Below are 16,399 nucleotides of genomic sequence, written 5' to 3' on the forward strand. Positions count from 1 at the left end.
CGCGTCGGCGCCGCGCTCGGCGCTCAGCTCCTCCAGGACGGCCGCCTCGGTCGCCGACCGGGCCACCACCAGGGCGCCGGCCTCCTCGGCCCAGAAACCGGCCGCCGCGGCGGCGCGCAGCCAGCCGGAGCGGGAGCGCCGGGCGAGGCCGAGCAGTTCGCCGTCCTGGGCGGTGATGCAGCAGTGGCCGAAGTTGCGGACCGAGGCACCGACCGGCTGCCGGTCGCGGTCCACGACGGTGACGGACAGTCCCCGGCTCAGCGCCTCGAAGGCGTGGGCCAGGCCGACGATGCCGGCGCCGACGATCACCACGTCGCTGTGGCCGGGCGTGCCCGGGGCGCGGGAGGGGGATGCGGCGGGGGTGGTTGCGGGTGCGGTGCTGCTGCTCATGAGTCCAGCTAACGGGTTTTCCGATGCCGGAGTCAAGAGATGTATGTACAAGTTACCGGCTGTTCATCCACGCGACGATCCCCGGGAACGCGCAGGTGAACAGGAGAAACCGCAGGTGGACCGACCTTGAGAAGTTCCGCTCCGGGGTGTCATAGTCAACTTGTGAAGACAAGTGAGGAGCTTCCTCTCCACCAACGGCTCGGCGCCGAGTTCCTGCGCCGCATCGAGTCCGGCGAGTGGCCCGAGGGCAGGCCGGTGCCCAGTGAGTCGCAGCTCTGCGCCGAGTTCGGCACCTCCCGCGGCCCGGTCCGCCAGGCCCTGGCCATGCTGCGCAGCGCGGGCAGCCTGGTCGGCGGGCGCGGAAAGCCGCCCGTCGCCCACCGCACCACGCCCTCCCAGCCCTTCGACACGTTCCTGTCCTTCACCCAGTGGGCCCGCGGCATCGGCCGCGAACCCGGGCAGCGCACCATCGAGGTGGCCCGCCGCCGGGCCTCCCCGGAGACGGCGGCCCGGCTCGGCCTGGCCGAGGGCGAGCCGGTCGTCGCACTCGTCCGGCTGCGCCTGCTGGACGGCGTCCCGGCCATGCTCGAACGCTCGACCTTCGTCCACGAGGTCGGCCGCGTCCTGTTCGACTTCGACCCGGACACCGGATCGGTCTACCAGGAACTGCTGCGCCGCGAGGTCGACCTGCACCACGCCCGGCACACCATCGACGCCGTCGCCGCCGGGCCGCAGGACGCCGAACTCCTGGACGTCGCCGCCGGGGACCCGCTGCTGCGGGTGCGCCGGCTCACCACGTCCGGCCAGGGCGTGCCACTGGAGGACGCCGACGACCGCTACCTGCCGGCCATGGCCACCTTCACCATCGAGAACACCATCGAAGGCCGTACCGTCATCGGCCGCTACCGCACCGAAGAGGACTGACACCGTGATCGAGCTCGCCGCCCTGGACATGGCCGGTACCACCATCAACGAGTCGGGCGCCGTCTACCGGGCGCTGCGCACCGCCGTCGAGCGCACCGGTGTGGCCGTCACCGAGGCCGACCTCCAGACCTGGATGGGCACCGACAAGCGCGAGGCCATCGCCGCCCTGGTCCGCATCGGCGGGGGCACCCCCACCCCCGAGCTGGTCGAGGAGAGCTACGCGGCCTTCGCGGACTTCCTGCGCGAGGCCTACCGCAGCACTCCCCCGCAGGCCATCCCCGGTGTCGAGGAGGCCCTGGCCGAGCTGCGCCGGCGCGGCATCAAGGTCGCGCTGACCACCGGGTTCAGCGACGACGTCGCCTACCCGCTGCTGGAGTCGCTGGGCTGGTCCACCGGCGAGGGCGGCAACCTGGACGCCGTCGTCACCTCGGACGAGGTCCCGCGCGGCCGTCCTGCGCCGCACATGATCCACCGGGCGATGGAGAAGACCGGGGTGATCGACACCCGCCGGGTGCTGACCGCCGGCGACACCGTGGTCGACGTCGAGGCCGGCCGCAACGCCGGGGCCGGCGTGGTCGTCGGGGTGCTGACCGGGGAGCTCGGCCGCGCCGACTTCGACGGCCACCCGTACACCCACGTGCTGGCCGGCGTCACCGAGATCCCCGGCCTGGCCGAGGTCCAGCAGACCGCCTGAGGCCGCCACCGGCACCGGCCGGGCACCGGGACGGCGGCCCGGCCGGCGGCCGCGGACGGCCGTCCGGACGCGCGCCGTCAAGGAGGCGGAGCGGCGGCGGGAGGAACCCGTCAAGACTCCCGCCCCGGACACCCCGCCCGGCGCGTCGACCGGGCCGACCCGCTAGCCTGGATCGCTCCGCCCACCGAGGTCCACCGAGGAGCAAAGCGCCGTGTCCGACAGCTTCGCGCACCTGCACGTCCACACCGAGTACTCGATGCTGGACGGGGCGGCGAAGAACGGCAAGCTGTTCGCCGAGGCGGAGAGACAGGGCATGCCCGCCATCGCGATGAGCGACCACGGCAACATGTTCGGGGCGTACGAGTTCTTCCACGCCGCCGCCAAGACCGGGGTGAAGCCGATCATCGGCATCGAGGCGTACGTCGCCCCGGCCTCCCGCTTCCTGAAGAAGCAGGTGTTCTGGTCGCCGGGCGGCCAGCGCCCGTCCGGCGCCGACGGCGAGGGCGGCAAGGACGTCTCCGGCGGTGGCCGCTACACCCACATGACGATGTGGGCGCAGAACGCGGCCGGCCTGCGCAACCTCTTCAAGCTCTCCTCGCTCGCGTCGATGGAGGGCTACTACATGAAGCCCCGGATGGACCGCGAGCTGATCGCCGCCAACGCGACCGGCATCATCGCCACCACCGGCTGCCCCTCGGGCGAGGTGCAGACCCGGCTGCGGCTGGGCCAGTACGACGAGGCGGTCAAGGCCGCCGGCGCCTACCAGGACATCTTCGGCAAGGAGAACTACTTCCTGGAGCTGATGGACCACGGCCTGGACATCGAGCGCCAGGTCCGCGACGACCTGCTGCGCCTGGCCAAGGACCTGAACATCCCGCTGCTGGCCACCAACGACTCGCACTACGTGACCGCCGACCAGGCGGACGCCCACGACAGCCTGCTCTGCGTCGGCGTGGGCAAGAACAAGGACGACCCGAACCGGTTCAAGTTCCAGGGCACCGGCTACTACGTGAAGACCGCCGAGGAGATGCGCGAGCTCTTCCGCGAGCTGCCGGAGGCCTGCGACAACACCCTGGCGATCGCCGAGCGGGTCGAGTCGTACGAGGAGGTCTTCACCTACGTCGACCGGATGCCCCAGTTCGACGTGCCCGAGGGCGAGACCCAGGCCTCCTTCCTGCGCAAGAAGATCGAGGTCGGGCTCAAGCACCGGTACGGCGACAACCCGAGCCAGGAGGTGCTGGAGCGGATCGAGCTGGAGATGGGCGTGATCACCCCGATGGGGTTCGACGCCTACTTCCTCGTGGTCGCCGACATCTGCCAGTACGGCCGGGACAACGGCATCCCGGTCGGCCCGGGCCGTGGTTCGGCGGCGGGCTCGATGGTCGCCTACCTGACCGGCATCACCCAGCTGGACCCGCTGGAGCACGACCTGCTGTTCGAGCGCTTCCTCAACCCCGAGCGCATCAACCCCCCGGACGTCGACATCGACTTCGACGACCGCCAGCGCGACCAGATGGTCCGCTACGTGACCGAGAAGTACGGCGCCGCGTACACGGCCCAGGTGAACACCTTCGGCACGATCAAGGCCAAGGCGGCCGTGAAGGACGCCAACCGCATCCTCGGCTACCCGTTCGCCATGGGCGACCGGATCACCAAGGCGATGCCGCCGGACGTCATGGGCAAGGGCGTGCCGCTGGCCGACCTGTTCGACGAGAAGCACTCCCGGTACAACGAGGGCACCGAGATCCGGTCGCTGTACCAGAACGAGCCCGACGTCAAGAAGATCATCGACACCGGCCGGGGCATCGAGGGCCTGATCCGCGGCACCGGTGTGCACGCCGCGGCCGTCATCCTGTCCTCCACCCCGCTGCTCGACCTGATCCCGCTGCACATGCGGGACAAGGACGGCGTGATCATCACCGGCTTCGACTACCCGTCGTGCGAAGCCATGGGCCTGATCAAGATGGACTTCCTGGGTCTGCGGAACCTGGGCATCATCGACCACTGCATCAAGATCGTGAAGGCCAACCGGGGCATCGACGTCGACATCGAGAAGATCCCGATCGACGACCCCACCACCTACCAGCTGCTGGCCCGCGGCGACACCCTGGGCGTGTTCCAGCTCGACGGCGGCCCCATGCGCGCCCTGCTCAAGCTGATGAAGCCGACCGAGTTCGCCGACATCTCCGCCGTCTCCGCGCTGTACCGGCCCGGCCCGATGGGCATGAACTCGCACACCAACTACGCGCTGCGCAAGAACGCCCAGCAGGAGATCATCCCGATCCACCCGGAGCTGGAGGAGCCGCTCAAGGACGTCCTCGGCCCCACCTACGGCCTGATCGTCTACCAGGAGCAGGTCCAGCGAGCCGCCCAGGTGCTGGCCGGCTACTCGCTCGGCCAGGCCGACCTGCTGCGCCGCGCGATGGGCAAGAAGAAGAAGGAGGTGCTGGAGAAGGAGTTCGTACCCTTCCACGCGGGCTGCAAGGAGCGCGGCTACTCCGACGAGGCCATCCAGGCGGTGTGGGACGTCCTGGTCCCCTTCGCCGGCTACGCGTTCAACAAGTCGCACTCCGCCGCGTACGGCCTGGTCTCGTACCAGACCGCCTATCTGAAGGCCAACTACCCGGCCGAGTACATGGCGGCGCTGCTCACCTCCGTCGCCGACGACAAGGACAAGATGGCCGTCTACCTGGCCGAGTGCCGGCAGATGGGCATCAAGATCCTCTCCCCGGACGTCAACGAGTCGGTGGTCGACTTCACCGCCGTCGGCAGCGACGTCCGCTTCGGCCTGAAGGCCGTCCGCAACGTCGGCGTGCCGGTGATCGAGTCCCTGGTCGCCACCCGCGCGGAGAAGGGCAAGTACACCTCCTTCCCCGACTTCCTGGACAAGGTCGAGCTGGTGGTCTGCAACAAGCGCACCGTCGACTCACTGGTCAAGGCGGGCGCCTTCGACTCGCTCGGCCACACGCGGCTCTCGCTCAGCACCGTGCACGAGAGCGCGATCGACGCCGTCACCGGGGTGAAGAAGCAGCAGGCCATCGGACAGGACGACCTGTTCGGCGCCCTGGACGCCGGGGACGGCGGCGGCCCGGGCATCGGGCTGGACTTCCAGCTCACCGAGAACGAGTGGCCCCGGCGCCAACTCCTCGCCCTGGAGCGCGAGATGCTCGGCCTGTACGTCTCCAGCCACCCGCTGGACGGCGCCGAGCACATCCTCTCCCAGAACCGCGACACCTCGATCGCCGAACTCCTCGGCTCCGGCCGCTCCGAGGGCGAGGTCCGGCTCTCCGGCCTGATCACCGGCGTGGACCGGCGGATCAACAAGGCGGGCAACGCCTGGGCGATCATCACCCTGTCCGACCGCGACGGCTCGGTCGAGGTGCTGTTCTTCCCGGCCACCTACAACCTGATGGCCGAGCAGATGATCGAGGACAACGTCATCTCGGTCCGCGGCCGGCTCAACGAGCGCGACGGCTCGCTGAGCATCTTCGGCCAGGAGATCACCACCCTGGACGTCTCCTCCGCCGAGCTGGGCACCAAGCCGCCGGTGCAGATCACCGTCCCGGTGCACCGGATCACCCCCCAGATGGTCTCCGAGCTCAAGCTCGCCCTCCAGGCCCACCCGGGCGACGTCCCGGTCCGGCTGCTCACCACCAACTGGGACAAGAACACCCTGTACGAGCTGGGCTTCCGGGTGAACCCCGACAACGGGCTCGCCTCCGACGTCAAGACCCTCCTCGGCAACCGCGCCTGGGCGGGCGCGGCCGTCCGCGCCGTCTCCGAGCAGCCCGTCGGCAGGTAGGCACTGCCGGGCCGACCGGGGCGGGGCGCTGGTGCGCCCCGCCCCGGTTCCGTCGTGTCTCACCCATGAGATGAAAACGGATATCATTACAGCTCGGGTAGTGGATCGCGCCGATGGATCGCGCCGGTTCCGTTGCCAATCCAGATGGACATGACATACATGGGCATCGAACGGGGACTGCGCATGCGCACGGACACAGCGGGAGTCGGAATGCCGGTGGACGCGACCCTGGCCGGAGCCTGGGTGGAGCGCTGGGAGCGCCAGCAGGAGCGCTACGCGGTGGAGCGCGAGGAGCGGTTCACCGTCATCGTCGACGTGGTGGAACAGGTCGTCGGCCACCGCGAACGCCCGCTGATCGCCGACCTCGGCTGCGGCCCCGGCTCACTGTCCGCGCGCGTCGCCGACCGGCTCCCGCACGCCGAGGTGATCGCGGTCGACATCGACCCGCTGCTGCTCGCCCTCGGCCGGGCCGGCCACCCCCGGGTCACCCGCTGGGTGGAGACCCTGATCGGCCGGCCGGGCTGGATCGAGGACCTCGCGCTCGACCGCCCGCTGGACGCCGTACTCTCCTCCACCGCACTCCACTACCCGCCGCCGGAGGCGCTGCTGCGGATCTACCGCGACCTCGCGGGCGCGCTGAGCCCCGGGGCCGTCCTGGTCAACGGCGACCACCTCGTCCCCGAGGAGCCCTCCCTCGCCGAACTCGCGCTCGCGATCGGCCGACGCCGCTCCCAGCGCCGGGGCGTCGGCGGAGAGGAGGACTGGTCGCAGTGGTGGGACGCCGCCGGGCGGATCCCCGAGTTCGCCGAGCTGCTGGCGGCCCGGGAGCGGCAGCTGCCGCCGAGCGAGGGCGGCGACAACCGCCTGTCCGCCGCCCAGCACGCCGACCTGCTGCGGGTGGCCGGCTTCCGCCAGGCCGGCTCGGTGTGGCAGTACGGCGCCAGCTCCGTCCTGGTGGCACTGCGCTGACCGCTCCCTCACCGGAGATCCAACTCCCTTTCCTCACAAGTGGATTGGCCCCCTTCGCATTGGCACAGACTTTGCGATGGCGTGACAGAAAGCGCTGTCGATTCAATGTGGAAACAGTTACCGTTTCCCTCGGTCGACGACGCCCCTCGCGGCGGGATCCGCGCCCGGCGTCCGACCGTGCGCGCGCCGAGCCGGCGTGCGGACGAGCGGGGCAACGGGGCCGACAGGGGGCAGCCTGTCGGTGGTCGCGCCCCCTCAAGCCGACCTCTGACGGGGAGCAGATTCGCCGATGCGGCCCTCACCGCTCTATCTGGAACCACGGCTGGAGCCGCGGCTCCGATCCCTCCTGGAGACAACCGACTTCCTGCACACGCTGGTCGACGCACTCGGGTCACCGCTCAACCTGCTGCTGCCCGAACAGCTCGCCGACAACCTGGCCCGCTTCCGGGCCGTCTACCGCAAGCACCATCTCACCGGCCGGATCTACTTCGCCCACAAGGCCAACCGCTCCAGCGCGCTCGTCCGGCGGCTCGCCGCCACCGACGCCGGGCTGGACGTCGCCTCGCTCGGCGAACTCCAGCACGCCCTCGGCGCCGGCTGCACCCCCGAGCGGATCATGGCCACCGGCCCCAAGAGCCGCGAGTTCCTCTGGCTGGCGGCCCGCACCGGCGCCACCGTCCACCTGGACTCCCGGGCCGAACTCGACGACCTCGCCGCACTGGTGCGCACCCACGCCCTCCCCCGGGTGCCCGTCATGCCCCGGCTGTCCGGCTTCCGCTCGCCGGGCGTCACCGTCCTCAGCCGGCCCAGCCGCTTCGGCTCCCCCGTCGGCGAACCGGACGAACTGCTCGACGCGCTCGAACGCCACCGGGACGCCGTCGAACTCACCGGCGTCGCCTACCACCTGGACACCACCGGCGTCGCCGAGAAGGCCGTCGCCCTGGAGGCCTGCATCCGGCTGATGGACGAGTGCCACCGCCGGGGCCTGCGCCCGCGCACCATCGACATCGGCGGCGGCTTCGGCGTCAACTACCTGGCCGACGCCGCCCAGTGGGAGCGGTACACCACCGAACTCACCAACGCCGTCCTCGGCCGGCGGCCCCCACTCAGCTGGCAGGGGCACGGATACGGGCTGCGCAACGAGTCCGGCACCCTGCGCGGCGCGCTCGGCCTGTACCCGGCGCACCGCCCGGTCGCCGCCGAGGCGTACCTGGACGAGCTGCTCTCCCACCGGGCCCCCACCCTCGGGCGGCCGCTCGGCACCCTGCTGCTGGAGAACATGTACGACCTGGCCGTGGAGCCCGGCCGGGCGCTGGTCGACCAGTGCGGGGCCACCCTCGGCCGCGTCCTGGAGGTGCGGCACACCCCCGACGGCGACTGCCTGGTGCGGCTGGAGATGAACGCCCGGGACGCCAGCCTGGAGGACCACGGCGTGCTGATGGACCCGGTGCTGATACCCCGCCCCGGCGCCGCGACCACCACGGGTGAGCCCGTCGGGGTCCACCTGATCGGCAACCTCTGCCTGGAGGCCGACCTGATCACCCGCCGGCTGGTCTTCCTGCCCCGCCTCCCCGCCCCCGGCGACCTCCTCGCCTTCGCGAACACCGCGGGCTACCTGATGGACTTCAACGCCGGCGGGCCGATCCAGCAGCCCGTCGCGCGCAAGGTCGCCGCGTACCGGCAGGACGGCGCCTGGCACTGGCGCCTCGACGAGCAGTACTGGCCCCTCGACACCACGGGGGCCGCGACACACCAAGGGGACGGACGGGCATGAGGTACGACAGCATCACCGACGCGATCGGCGACACCCCGCTGCTCCGGATCGACCCGGCGGTGACCGGCCTGCACAACATCGACCTGTACGCCAAGCTCGAACTGCTCAACCCCTTCGGCTCGGTCAAGGACCGCGCCGCCTGGAACATGACCCGTGAGGCCCTCCCGGGCGCCGTCGCACGCGGCGACACCATCGTGGAGCTGTCCAGCGGCAACACCGCCAAGGCGCTCGCGCTGATCGCGGGCATGCACGGACTGCCGTTCAAGAGCGTCACCAACCGGATGAAGGTCCCCGAGATCAAGGACCTGCTCCTGCTGCTCGGCGCGGAGATCGAGGAACTGCCCGGCCGCGCCGAGTGCCTCGACCCGACCGACACCGACGACCCGCTCACCCGGATCCACCGGATGCTCTCCGAGGCGGAGTCCGGCTACCTCCACACCGACCAGTACTACAGCCCGCTCAACCTCCAGGCGCACCTCACCGGCACCGGGCCGGAGATCGTCCGCGACCTCGACGGCCGCGCCCCGGACGTCTTCATCGCCTGCGTGGGGACCGCCGGCTCCTCCACCGGTGTGGCGACGGTGCTGCGCGCCCACAACCCGGCGGTCGAGGTGGTCGGGCTGGTCGCCCACAAGTCCGACTTCATCCCCGGCATCCGCACCATCGACGAGGTGCACGAGGTCGGGCTGTTCGACCCCGGCACCTACGACCGCATCGCGTCGGTGACCGCCGACCAGGCCATCGACGGGATGCTCACCCTGGTCCGCCGCTGCGGCCTGCTGGCCGGGCCGACCGGCGGCGGCGCCTACTACGGCGCGCTGCGCCATCTACGGGCCCTGGACGCCGAGTTGGCGGACACCGATGAGCGCCGGACGGCGGTGTTCATCGTCTGCGACCGGGTCGAGAGCTACCTCGGGTACCTGCGCGACCGCCGGCCGGAGCTGTTCGACCAGCCCCCGCGGCCCCACTCGGTGTCCACGCTGACCGAGGCCGAACTCGCCGCCGTCCGGGCCGTCGACGTGGACGCCGCCCGCAAGTGGATCGCCGAGGAGCGCCCGCTGGTGATCGACCTGCGCGGCCCGTTCGCCTACGCGGCGCTGCACATCGAGGGCTCGGTCAACATCGTCGACGAGCTGTTCGACGAACTCCTGCACGGCGGACTGCCGTTCGGCACCCGACAGCCCGTCCTACTGGCCTGTCCGGTCGGCGAGAAGTCGGTGCGGTACGCCGCCCTGCTCACCCGGATGGGACACCAGGACGCCCGCAGCCTGGCGGGCGGCATCATCGGCTGGCGCGACGCGGGCGCGCCGCTGGTCCGGGACTGAACGGGGTGGCGGAGATCAGCACACTCGAAGAACTCGACTCCTGGCACCGCGCGTTGCGGGCCCAGTTCCCGATCATCGTGGCCGATCCGGAGCAGGCCTACCTGGACAGCGCGGCCACCTCACAGAAGCCGCGGGCGGTGCTCGACGCCGTCCACCGCTACCTGACCACCGGGAACGCCAACGCCGGGCGCGGCACGTACACCTGGGCCAACGCCACCACCGCCCTGGTCGAACGCACCCGCACCCGGGTCGCCGCCTTCCTGGGCGACCCGGCCCCCGGGCACCCCTCCGGCGTCCACTTCACCAGCGGCACCACCGAGGGCCTGCGCACCGTCGCCCGGGACTGGCTGCCGCTCCACCTGCGGGACGGCGACGAGATCATCGTGCCGTTCGCCGACCACCAGGCGAACGCCCTGCCCTGGTTGGAGGCGCAGCGGCTGCTGGCCGCCCAGGGCGTGCGCGTCCTGGTCCGCGAACTCCCGTACGACCCGGCCTCGCACGACTACGACCACCGGGCGCTGCCCGGACTCGTCACCGAACGAACGGCGTTCGTCGCCGCCACCCACGTCCACCACGTGTACGGCGGCGACATGAACGTCCACCGGATCCGGGCCGCCGTCGGCCCGGACGTCCCGATCTGCCTGGACGCGGCGCAGAGCGTCGGCCACCTGCCGGTGGACGTCACCGCCCTCGACGTCGACTTCGTGGTCTTCTCCGGCCACAAGGCCCTGGCCCTGCCCGGCACCGGCGCGGTCTGGGCCCGCAACACCCGCGGCCCGGAGTTCCGTCCCGGCGGCTGGAGCGGCACCCCCAACACCAGCGGGATCGCCGGACTGGAGGCCGCCCTGGACTGGCTGGACGCCGCCGGCACCGAGCAGATCCAGCGCTGGACCACCGCCCTGGCCGCCCGCCTCACCGACGGCCTGCGCGGCTGTGACGCCTACCGGATCCTCGGCTGCCAGCAGAGCCTGGCCGCCGACTCCCCGGTCCAGCGGCGCGAGGGCATCGTCACCTTCCGCCACCGCGGCATCTCCTCCACCGACCTGGGCTTCGTCCTCGCCAGCCACGGCCTGATGGTCCGCTCCGACGGCCACTGCCAGGCCCGGGCCGGCGAGGCCGACAGCTCGGTGCGGGTGAGCCTGCACGCCTACAGCTCCCCCGAGGAGATCGACCGCCTGCTCGCCGTCCTGCTCAAGCTGTGAAACGAGCCCCGGCCCGGCGGTCCGGCCGGGCCGGGGCTCGTTCGGCAGGGGTCAGCCGTCGTTCTCGGCGGACGGGATGTAGGCGCCGGGGACGTCGTCGGGGGCGTGGATGGCGTTCTCACCCGGGTACGGGGTGGTCCAGTTGTGGGTCTGGTACCAGGTCAGGTGGTTCATCTGGGCCGGGTTCGCGCGGTCGGGCGCGGCGCTCGGGCCGGTCAGCTGCTGCCGGGACTTCCAGGTGTCCCACTGGGCGGCGACGCCCTGCTCGGCGGCCGGCGGGGCGGTGGTGACCGGCGCGGCGGCGGCGGTGCGGTCCTGGGCGCCGGGGACGTCGACGCCGCAGGCGGGCGGGGTCTTCAGGCCGTCGGTCAGCGAGGTGCGGTTGGGCACCGCGCTGAACGGGGTGTAGTCCGGCTTGTCGGTGAAGGCCGTGGCCATCGGGGTGGCCGCGCTGTCCTTCTGGTTCATCGGGTGGATCCCGAGGATCTGCTCGATGGTGCGGACCATGGTGATCTGCGAGTAGTAGCGGCTGTCGACGGCGCCGTGCTGGGCCCAGGGGCTGATGATCTGGATCGGGGCGCGGTGGCCGTCGACGTGGTCGAGGCCGGCCTGGGAGTCGTCCTCGACCACGAAGATCGCGGAGTCCTTCCAGTACTCGCTGTGCGAGATCTCCTGGACGATCCTGCCGACCGCCAGGTCGTTGTCGGCGACCTGCGCGGCCGGGGCGGCCGGGCCGCCGGTGTGGTCGCTGGACAGCCACAGCATGTTGAGGTTCGCCGGGCCGTTCTGCTCGAAGTCCTGCTTCCAGATCTGGTAGCGGTACTGGTCCGGGACGTCGAGGTCGAACTTGGGGAAGCCGGGCACCGACGCGTCGTTGAGCGAGGGGATCGGCGACGAGGAGTTGAGCGGGTAGGCGGTGTCGTCGCCGGTCGCCTCCATGTTCTTGGCGTCGCAGTACAGGTTCTGCCAGTTCGCGCCGTCGGGCTTGGTCAGGAACTGGTGGAACTCGCCGAAGTCGCGGACGTCCTGGCCGGCCGCCTGGGCGCCGGTCCACAGGAAGCCCGAGCGCTGGTGGCCCAGGGCGTCGTCCTCGGTGTCGTAGCTGCGCTCGTACTCGCCGGCCGAGGACTCGGTGTACTCCGGGTTGTCGGCCTGCATCAGCCAGTTGTGGCCCTCGGCGGAGTTGGTGCCGATGTCGTAGGTGTTGTCGTACAGCCCGAACTGCTTGGCCAGCGCCTGCTGGTTGGGCGTCACGTTCGCGCCGAACTGGGCGAGCTTCGGGTCGCCGTTGCCCTTGCCGATGTCGCCGAACACCTGGTCGTAGGTGCGGTTCTCCTTGACGATCAGGAAGACGTGCTTGATCGTCGACGGGTCGCCGATCCGGGCCGGCACCGCGACCGGCTTCGCCCTGCGCCGGTCGGCGGTCTGGACCGCGCCCTTGGTCCAGCCGTTCTGCCGGAAGACCTTGTCGGTCTGGGAGCGGATCTCCTGGTCGCTCGGCAGGGTGAACCGGGTCAGGCTGGAGGTGGTGTCGTGGGTGTTGTGGGCGCCGGTGGAGTTGGGGCGCCGGGCGTCGATGCCACGGGTGTTGGAGACGACCACCGTGGAGCCGACGGTGGTGACCTCCGCCGGGAAGTAGTCGGTGGGCAGCAGGCCGACGTAGCTCACCGGCTCCTGGGCGCCGGCGAAGCGGTAGACGGCGACGGCGTTGGCCCGGCCGAGGGTGACCAGCAGTCGCCCGTCGTCGGTGAGGGTCACGGCGGTGGGCTCGTAGCCCACCGAGGCCTCCGGCCAGGGCTTGGTGGAGATCCGCTGCACCACCTTGTCCCGGGCGGCGTCGATCACGGACACCTGGTCGGAGGAGGTGTCCGCGACGAAGACCGTCCCGTTCTTGGCGTAGACCGCCGTCGGGTGCAGGCCGACGTCGATGGTCCCGACGGCGGCGGCCCCGTTCGAGAGGTCGATCACGCTGACGGTGCCGGAGGTGGCGGCGCCGGTGTCCGGGTCGGCCGGCACCTGGGTGCCGTAGGAGTTGAGGGTGTCGTCGTCGGGGGTGGCGGCGCGCCCGCCCTCGTTGCCGACGTACAGCTTGTGGCCGACCTGCGCGATGCCGCGCGGGGCGGTGCCGGTCGTCCAGCTCTGCCCGAGTCTGCCGGTCGCCGCGTCGATCGCGACCACCCGGTTCTGGCCGTTGACCGCCGCGTACACGGTCGAGCCGTCGGCGGAGAACACCGCGCCGGAGGCCAGCGCGTGCTTGGTCCCGTCGGCGGGGATGGCGATCCTCACCGGGTCGGCGAGGGAGCCGTCGGCCTTCACGGTGAACTTGGTGTACCCGTCGAGCTGGCCCAGCCAGAGCTGCTTGCCGTCGGGCGAGTAGACCGGGGCCTCCTGGCCGACCGAGCCGTCGGTCAGGTGGAGGTCGGCGGTCCTGGCCTTGCCGGCGCGCTGCTGCACCTTGCCGGTCCTGAGGTCCACGATCACGAGCGAGGCGTCGCCGTCGGCCAGCGACGCCGCCAGGTGGGTGCCGTCCGGGCTGACCCGGGAACCCATGATCTTGCCGTTGTCGATGACCAGCCGGTCGCCGTACGGGGCGATGTACTGGTCGCTGGAGATCACCTGGCCGTCGGCGGTGACCTGGCCGACCTGGTCGGTGCCGAACTGCTGGGTGGCCGCGAAAGCCGTACCGGTGGCCACGGCCACCGCCGTGATGCACGCCGTGGCCAGGGTGGCCCGGCGGCCGACCCGGCGGCTGAGGAACACCGGGTGGTCCTTCTGGATACGTCGACGACGCGTTACCTGCATGGCGTCAGCCCTTCGTTGTGATCGGTCGCGGGGAGTGGGTCCGGTGCGTCGGGAGCTTCGTGCGGGCCGGCCGGGCGCGGTCAGTCCGTCGAGGAGTCGAGCAGGGCGATCTGACCGTCGAACTGCCACAACGGGTTCGGGGCGGCGCCGGTCGCGGTGTGCACCAGGAAGTAGCCGTTGACTTCCTTCGGCCCGTCACCGTCGGCCATCACCCGCCCGTCCGAGGCGACGTCCAGCTGGTAGATCGCGGTGCCCGGGGCGGCCGTGCCGGGCAGGTGCCAGGTGACCACGCAGCGCCAGTCGTTGCCCGGCCCCTCCGGATCGACCTGGCCGTCGCCCCGGTTGCACTCCGCACTGACCCGCAGGTCGGCCTCGGTGACGGCGGGGCGGTGCAGCTGCTCGGTCTGCAGCCGGTAGAGGTGCGCGAACACGGTGGCGACCGACCGCTGCACCTTCGCCTGGGTGATCCCCGACCCGGTCGAGGGCGTGGCCACCGCGACCGCGCCGGTGCCCAGCGCGAGCAGCCCGGCCAGCGGCAGCACCCCGTAGGTGAGCGCCCGGCGCTTCTCGCCGTCCTCGTTGCCGGTGGTGAAGTCCCGCCGGACGAACAGCCGGTAGGCCGCCGTGGTGGCCACCGCGGCCCACCCCAGGCTCACCGCGACGGCGATCAGCAGCTCGTCGAGCCGGTTCGGGTCGGCGAACAGCCCGTTCCAGGAGACGAAGGCGTAGCCGGGCAGGGCGAGGCGCAGCGCCACCGGCAGCGGCAGCGTCTGGGCGAGCTGCATGGCGACGGCGGACAGCGCGGGGACGAGCAGCCCCATCGGGGAGCGCCCCAGGATGACGGAGCCGAGCAGCCCGAGCGCCGCCAGCGCCAGCGTGGGCGCCAGGGCCGCCGCCCAGGCCAGCAGGACGCTCGCGGCCGCGGCGGACGGTGCCAGCTGGTGCCCGTCGACGCCGACCAGCGGCTGGTTCCCGACGGCCGCCAGGCCGCCGGCGACACCGGAGGCCACCAGCCCGGCGACCAGCAGCACGATCACGGTCGCGCTCGCCAGGGTCTTGGCGAGGAAGATCCGCCGCGGCGAGCGGACCGCGACCAGCAGGTGGCGCCAGGTTCCGAGCCGGTCCTCGGCGGCGAACACGTCGCCCGCGACCACGCAGGTCAGCAGCGGCAGCGCCCACGAGCCGGCGAAGCCCAGCACCACCAGCGGGCCGGCCCAGCCGGTGGCGTGCATCCAGCGGCCGAACAGGGTGTCGGAGGGCAGCGTCCCCTGCTGGGCGACCGCGGCCACGAACAGCCCGGGCAGCGCCCAACAGGCCAGCACCAGCAGCCGGATCCGCCACTGCGAGACCAGCTTCACCAGCTCGAAGCGGTACACCCGGCCCACCGGGACCGGACCCGCCCCGGGCGTGGCGGCGGCACCGGCCACCGCGTCCCCGGCCATGACCGTGCTCATCGCCCACCCTCCTGCTGTTCCTCGGTGAGGGCGAGGTACGCGGCCTCCAGCGGCGACACCACGGGCGCGACCTCGCGCACCCGTACGCCCTCCTGCACCAGTGCGGCCACCAACTGCTCGACGGCCGGCCCGCAGGCGCGCACCACCAGCGCCTCCGTGCCGCGCCACGCCCCGGCGTCGTCCACCACCCGCACCCCCGCGGCCCCGTCGGCCACCCGTCGGGCGGTCCGCAGGTCGGAGGTGAGCAGCCGGTGGTCCAGCTCGCGGGTCTCGGCCGCCAGCTTGCCCAGCGGGCCGGAGTAGCGGACCCGGCCGGTCGCCAGGATCGTCACCTCGGAGCAGAGCGCCTCCAGGTCGTCCATCCGGTGGCTGGAGAGGAGGATGGTGACGCCGCTGTCGGCGAGCCTGCGCAGCGCGCCGTGGACGTGCTGCTTTCCCGCCGGGTCAAGGCCGTTGGAGGGCTCGTCGAGCACCAGCAGCCGGGGCTCGGTGAGCAGCGCGGCGGCCAGCCCGAGCCGCTGGCGCATGCCCAGCGAGAAGCCCCGCACCCGGTCGTCGGCGACGTCCGTCAGCCCGACCTCGGCGAGCACCCCGTCGATCCGGCCGGACCCGGTCCGCAGGCCGCGCAGGGCGGCCAGCGCGGCCAGGTTCTTCCGCGCGGTCAGCGACGGGTAGAGGCCGGGGCCGTCGACGAAGCCGGCCACGCCGTCCGGCGCCGGCAGCGCCCGCCCGACCGGTCTGCCCAGCACCTCCAGCTCGCCGTCGTCGGCGACGGCCAGGCCGAGCAGCAGCCCGAGCAGGGTGGTCTTCCCGGCGCCGTTCGGCCCGGCCAGCCCGTGGATCCGGCCGGGCGACAGCTCCAGGCCGACGCCGTCCAGCGCCACGACGTCACCGAAGCACTTCGTCAATCCCCGTGCCCGTACGACAGGTTGCGTGTCTTCCATGGCTCCTTCTCGCAGTCCCCCAGGGAAGCTATGGGCTTGACGGGGTGGAGTCAGGAGCGGGCGGTTGAACACCGATGAAACAGCAGAGGGTCGGCTCGCACCCGGCCTCCGGACGGGCG

The 16,399-nt window shown here is 71.9% G+C and carries 11 protein-coding genes; 7 read left to right on the forward strand and 4 right to left on the reverse strand.

Going from position 1 to position 16,399, the window contains the following annotated elements; translation table 11 throughout:
- The coding region (locus tag BG452_RS25180) for an FAD-dependent oxidoreductase (protein ID WP_188306644.1) at positions 1 to 390 on the reverse strand (390 nt) is incomplete at its 3' end.
- A gap of 162 nt (positions 391 to 552) precedes the next feature.
- On the opposite strand from BG452_RS25180, the gene BG452_RS25185 reads away from it, so the two are divergent.
- The 7 genes from BG452_RS25185 (at position 553) to BG452_RS25215 (ending at position 11,080) form a co-directional block, all read left to right on the forward strand.
- Positions 553 to 1,314 carry a GntR family transcriptional regulator gene (locus BG452_RS25185; RefSeq protein WP_188306645.1) on the forward strand — a complete coding sequence of 254 codons (762 nt, stop codon included), beginning with the start codon at positions 553 to 555 and terminating at the stop codon, positions 1,312 to 1,314.
- 4 nt (positions 1,315 to 1,318) lie between these two features.
- On the forward strand, positions 1,319 to 2,008 hold the full coding sequence (locus tag BG452_RS25190; protein ID WP_188306646.1) for a phosphonatase-like hydrolase: 690 nt from the start codon (positions 1,319 to 1,321) through the stop codon (positions 2,006 to 2,008).
- A gap of 211 nt (positions 2,009 to 2,219) precedes the next feature.
- Positions 2,220 to 5,810 carry a DNA polymerase III subunit alpha gene (gene dnaE / locus BG452_RS25195; RefSeq protein WP_188306647.1) on the forward strand — a complete coding sequence of 1,197 codons (3,591 nt, stop codon included), beginning with the start codon at positions 2,220 to 2,222 and terminating at the stop codon, positions 5,808 to 5,810.
- A gap of 183 nt (positions 5,811 to 5,993) precedes the next feature.
- The gene (locus BG452_RS25200; RefSeq protein WP_223242707.1) at positions 5,994 to 6,779 is read left to right on the forward strand and encodes a class I SAM-dependent methyltransferase; all 786 of its coding nucleotides are present in this window, start codon (positions 5,994 to 5,996) and stop codon (positions 6,777 to 6,779) included.
- A 289-nt stretch (positions 6,780 to 7,068) separates the two neighbouring features.
- Complete coding sequence (locus tag BG452_RS25205) at positions 7,069 to 8,553, forward strand: Y4yA family PLP-dependent enzyme (RefSeq protein ID WP_188306648.1); 1,485 nt, start codon at positions 7,069 to 7,071, stop codon at positions 8,551 to 8,553.
- Complete coding sequence (locus BG452_RS25210) at positions 8,550 to 9,878, forward strand: pyridoxal-phosphate dependent enzyme (protein WP_188306649.1); 1,329 nt, start codon at positions 8,550 to 8,552, stop codon at positions 9,876 to 9,878. Before BG452_RS25205 ends, BG452_RS25210 begins: the two co-directional genes overlap by 4 nt.
- 5 nt (positions 9,879 to 9,883) lie before the next feature.
- On the forward strand, positions 9,884 to 11,080 hold the full coding sequence (locus BG452_RS25215) for an aminotransferase class V-fold PLP-dependent enzyme (RefSeq protein WP_317621221.1): 1,197 nt from the start codon (positions 9,884 to 9,886) through the stop codon (positions 11,078 to 11,080).
- 51 nt (positions 11,081 to 11,131) lie between these two features.
- On the opposite strand, the gene BG452_RS25220 is transcribed toward BG452_RS25215, so the two are convergent.
- The 3 genes from BG452_RS25220 to BG452_RS25230 all read right to left on the reverse strand — a co-directional run bounded on the left by BG452_RS25220 (position 11,132) and on the right by BG452_RS25230 (position 16,280).
- On the reverse strand, positions 11,132 to 13,882 hold the full coding sequence (locus tag BG452_RS25220; RefSeq protein WP_188306650.1) for a bifunctional YncE family protein/alkaline phosphatase family protein: 2,751 nt from the start codon (positions 13,880 to 13,882) through the stop codon (positions 11,132 to 11,134).
- 80 nt (positions 13,883 to 13,962) lie between these two features.
- The gene (locus tag BG452_RS25225) at positions 13,963 to 15,336 is read right to left on the reverse strand and encodes an ABC transporter permease (protein ID WP_411293012.1); all 1,374 of its coding nucleotides are present in this window, start codon (positions 15,334 to 15,336) and stop codon (positions 13,963 to 13,965) included.
- Positions 15,333 to 16,280, reverse strand: a complete 948-nt coding sequence (locus BG452_RS25230) for an ABC transporter ATP-binding protein (RefSeq protein ID WP_188306651.1) — start codon at positions 16,278 to 16,280, stop codon at positions 15,333 to 15,335. The genes BG452_RS25225 and BG452_RS25230 overlap by 4 nt, the downstream gene beginning before the upstream one ends.
- Positions 16,281 to 16,399 lie beyond the last annotated feature (119 nt).

The sequence above is a fragment of the Streptomyces sp. CBMA123 genome, from assembly GCF_014596465.1.
Taxonomy (GTDB): Bacteria; Actinomycetota; Actinomycetes; order Streptomycetales; family Streptomycetaceae; genus Kitasatospora.

Coding starts and splice junctions, on each gene's coding strand:
- BG452_RS25200 (WP_223242707.1), top strand. CDS start 5,994: ATGCGCACGGACACAGCGGGAGTCGGAATGCCGGTGGACGCGACCCTG.
- BG452_RS25205 (WP_188306648.1), top strand. CDS start 7,069: ATGCGGCCCTCACCGCTCTATCTGGAACCACGGCTGGAGCCGCGGCTC.
- BG452_RS25210 (WP_188306649.1), top strand. CDS start 8,550: ATGAGGTACGACAGCATCACCGACGCGATCGGCGACACCCCGCTGCTC.
- BG452_RS25220 (WP_188306650.1), bottom strand. CDS start 13,882: ATGCAGGTAACGCGTCGTCGACGTATCCAGAAGGACCACCCGGTGTTC.
- BG452_RS25225 (WP_411293012.1), bottom strand. CDS start 15,336: ATGAGCACGGTCATGGCCGGGGACGCGGTGGCCGGTGCCGCCGCCACG.
- BG452_RS25230 (WP_188306651.1), bottom strand. CDS start 16,280: ATGGAAGACACGCAACCTGTCGTACGGGCACGGGGATTGACGAAGTGC.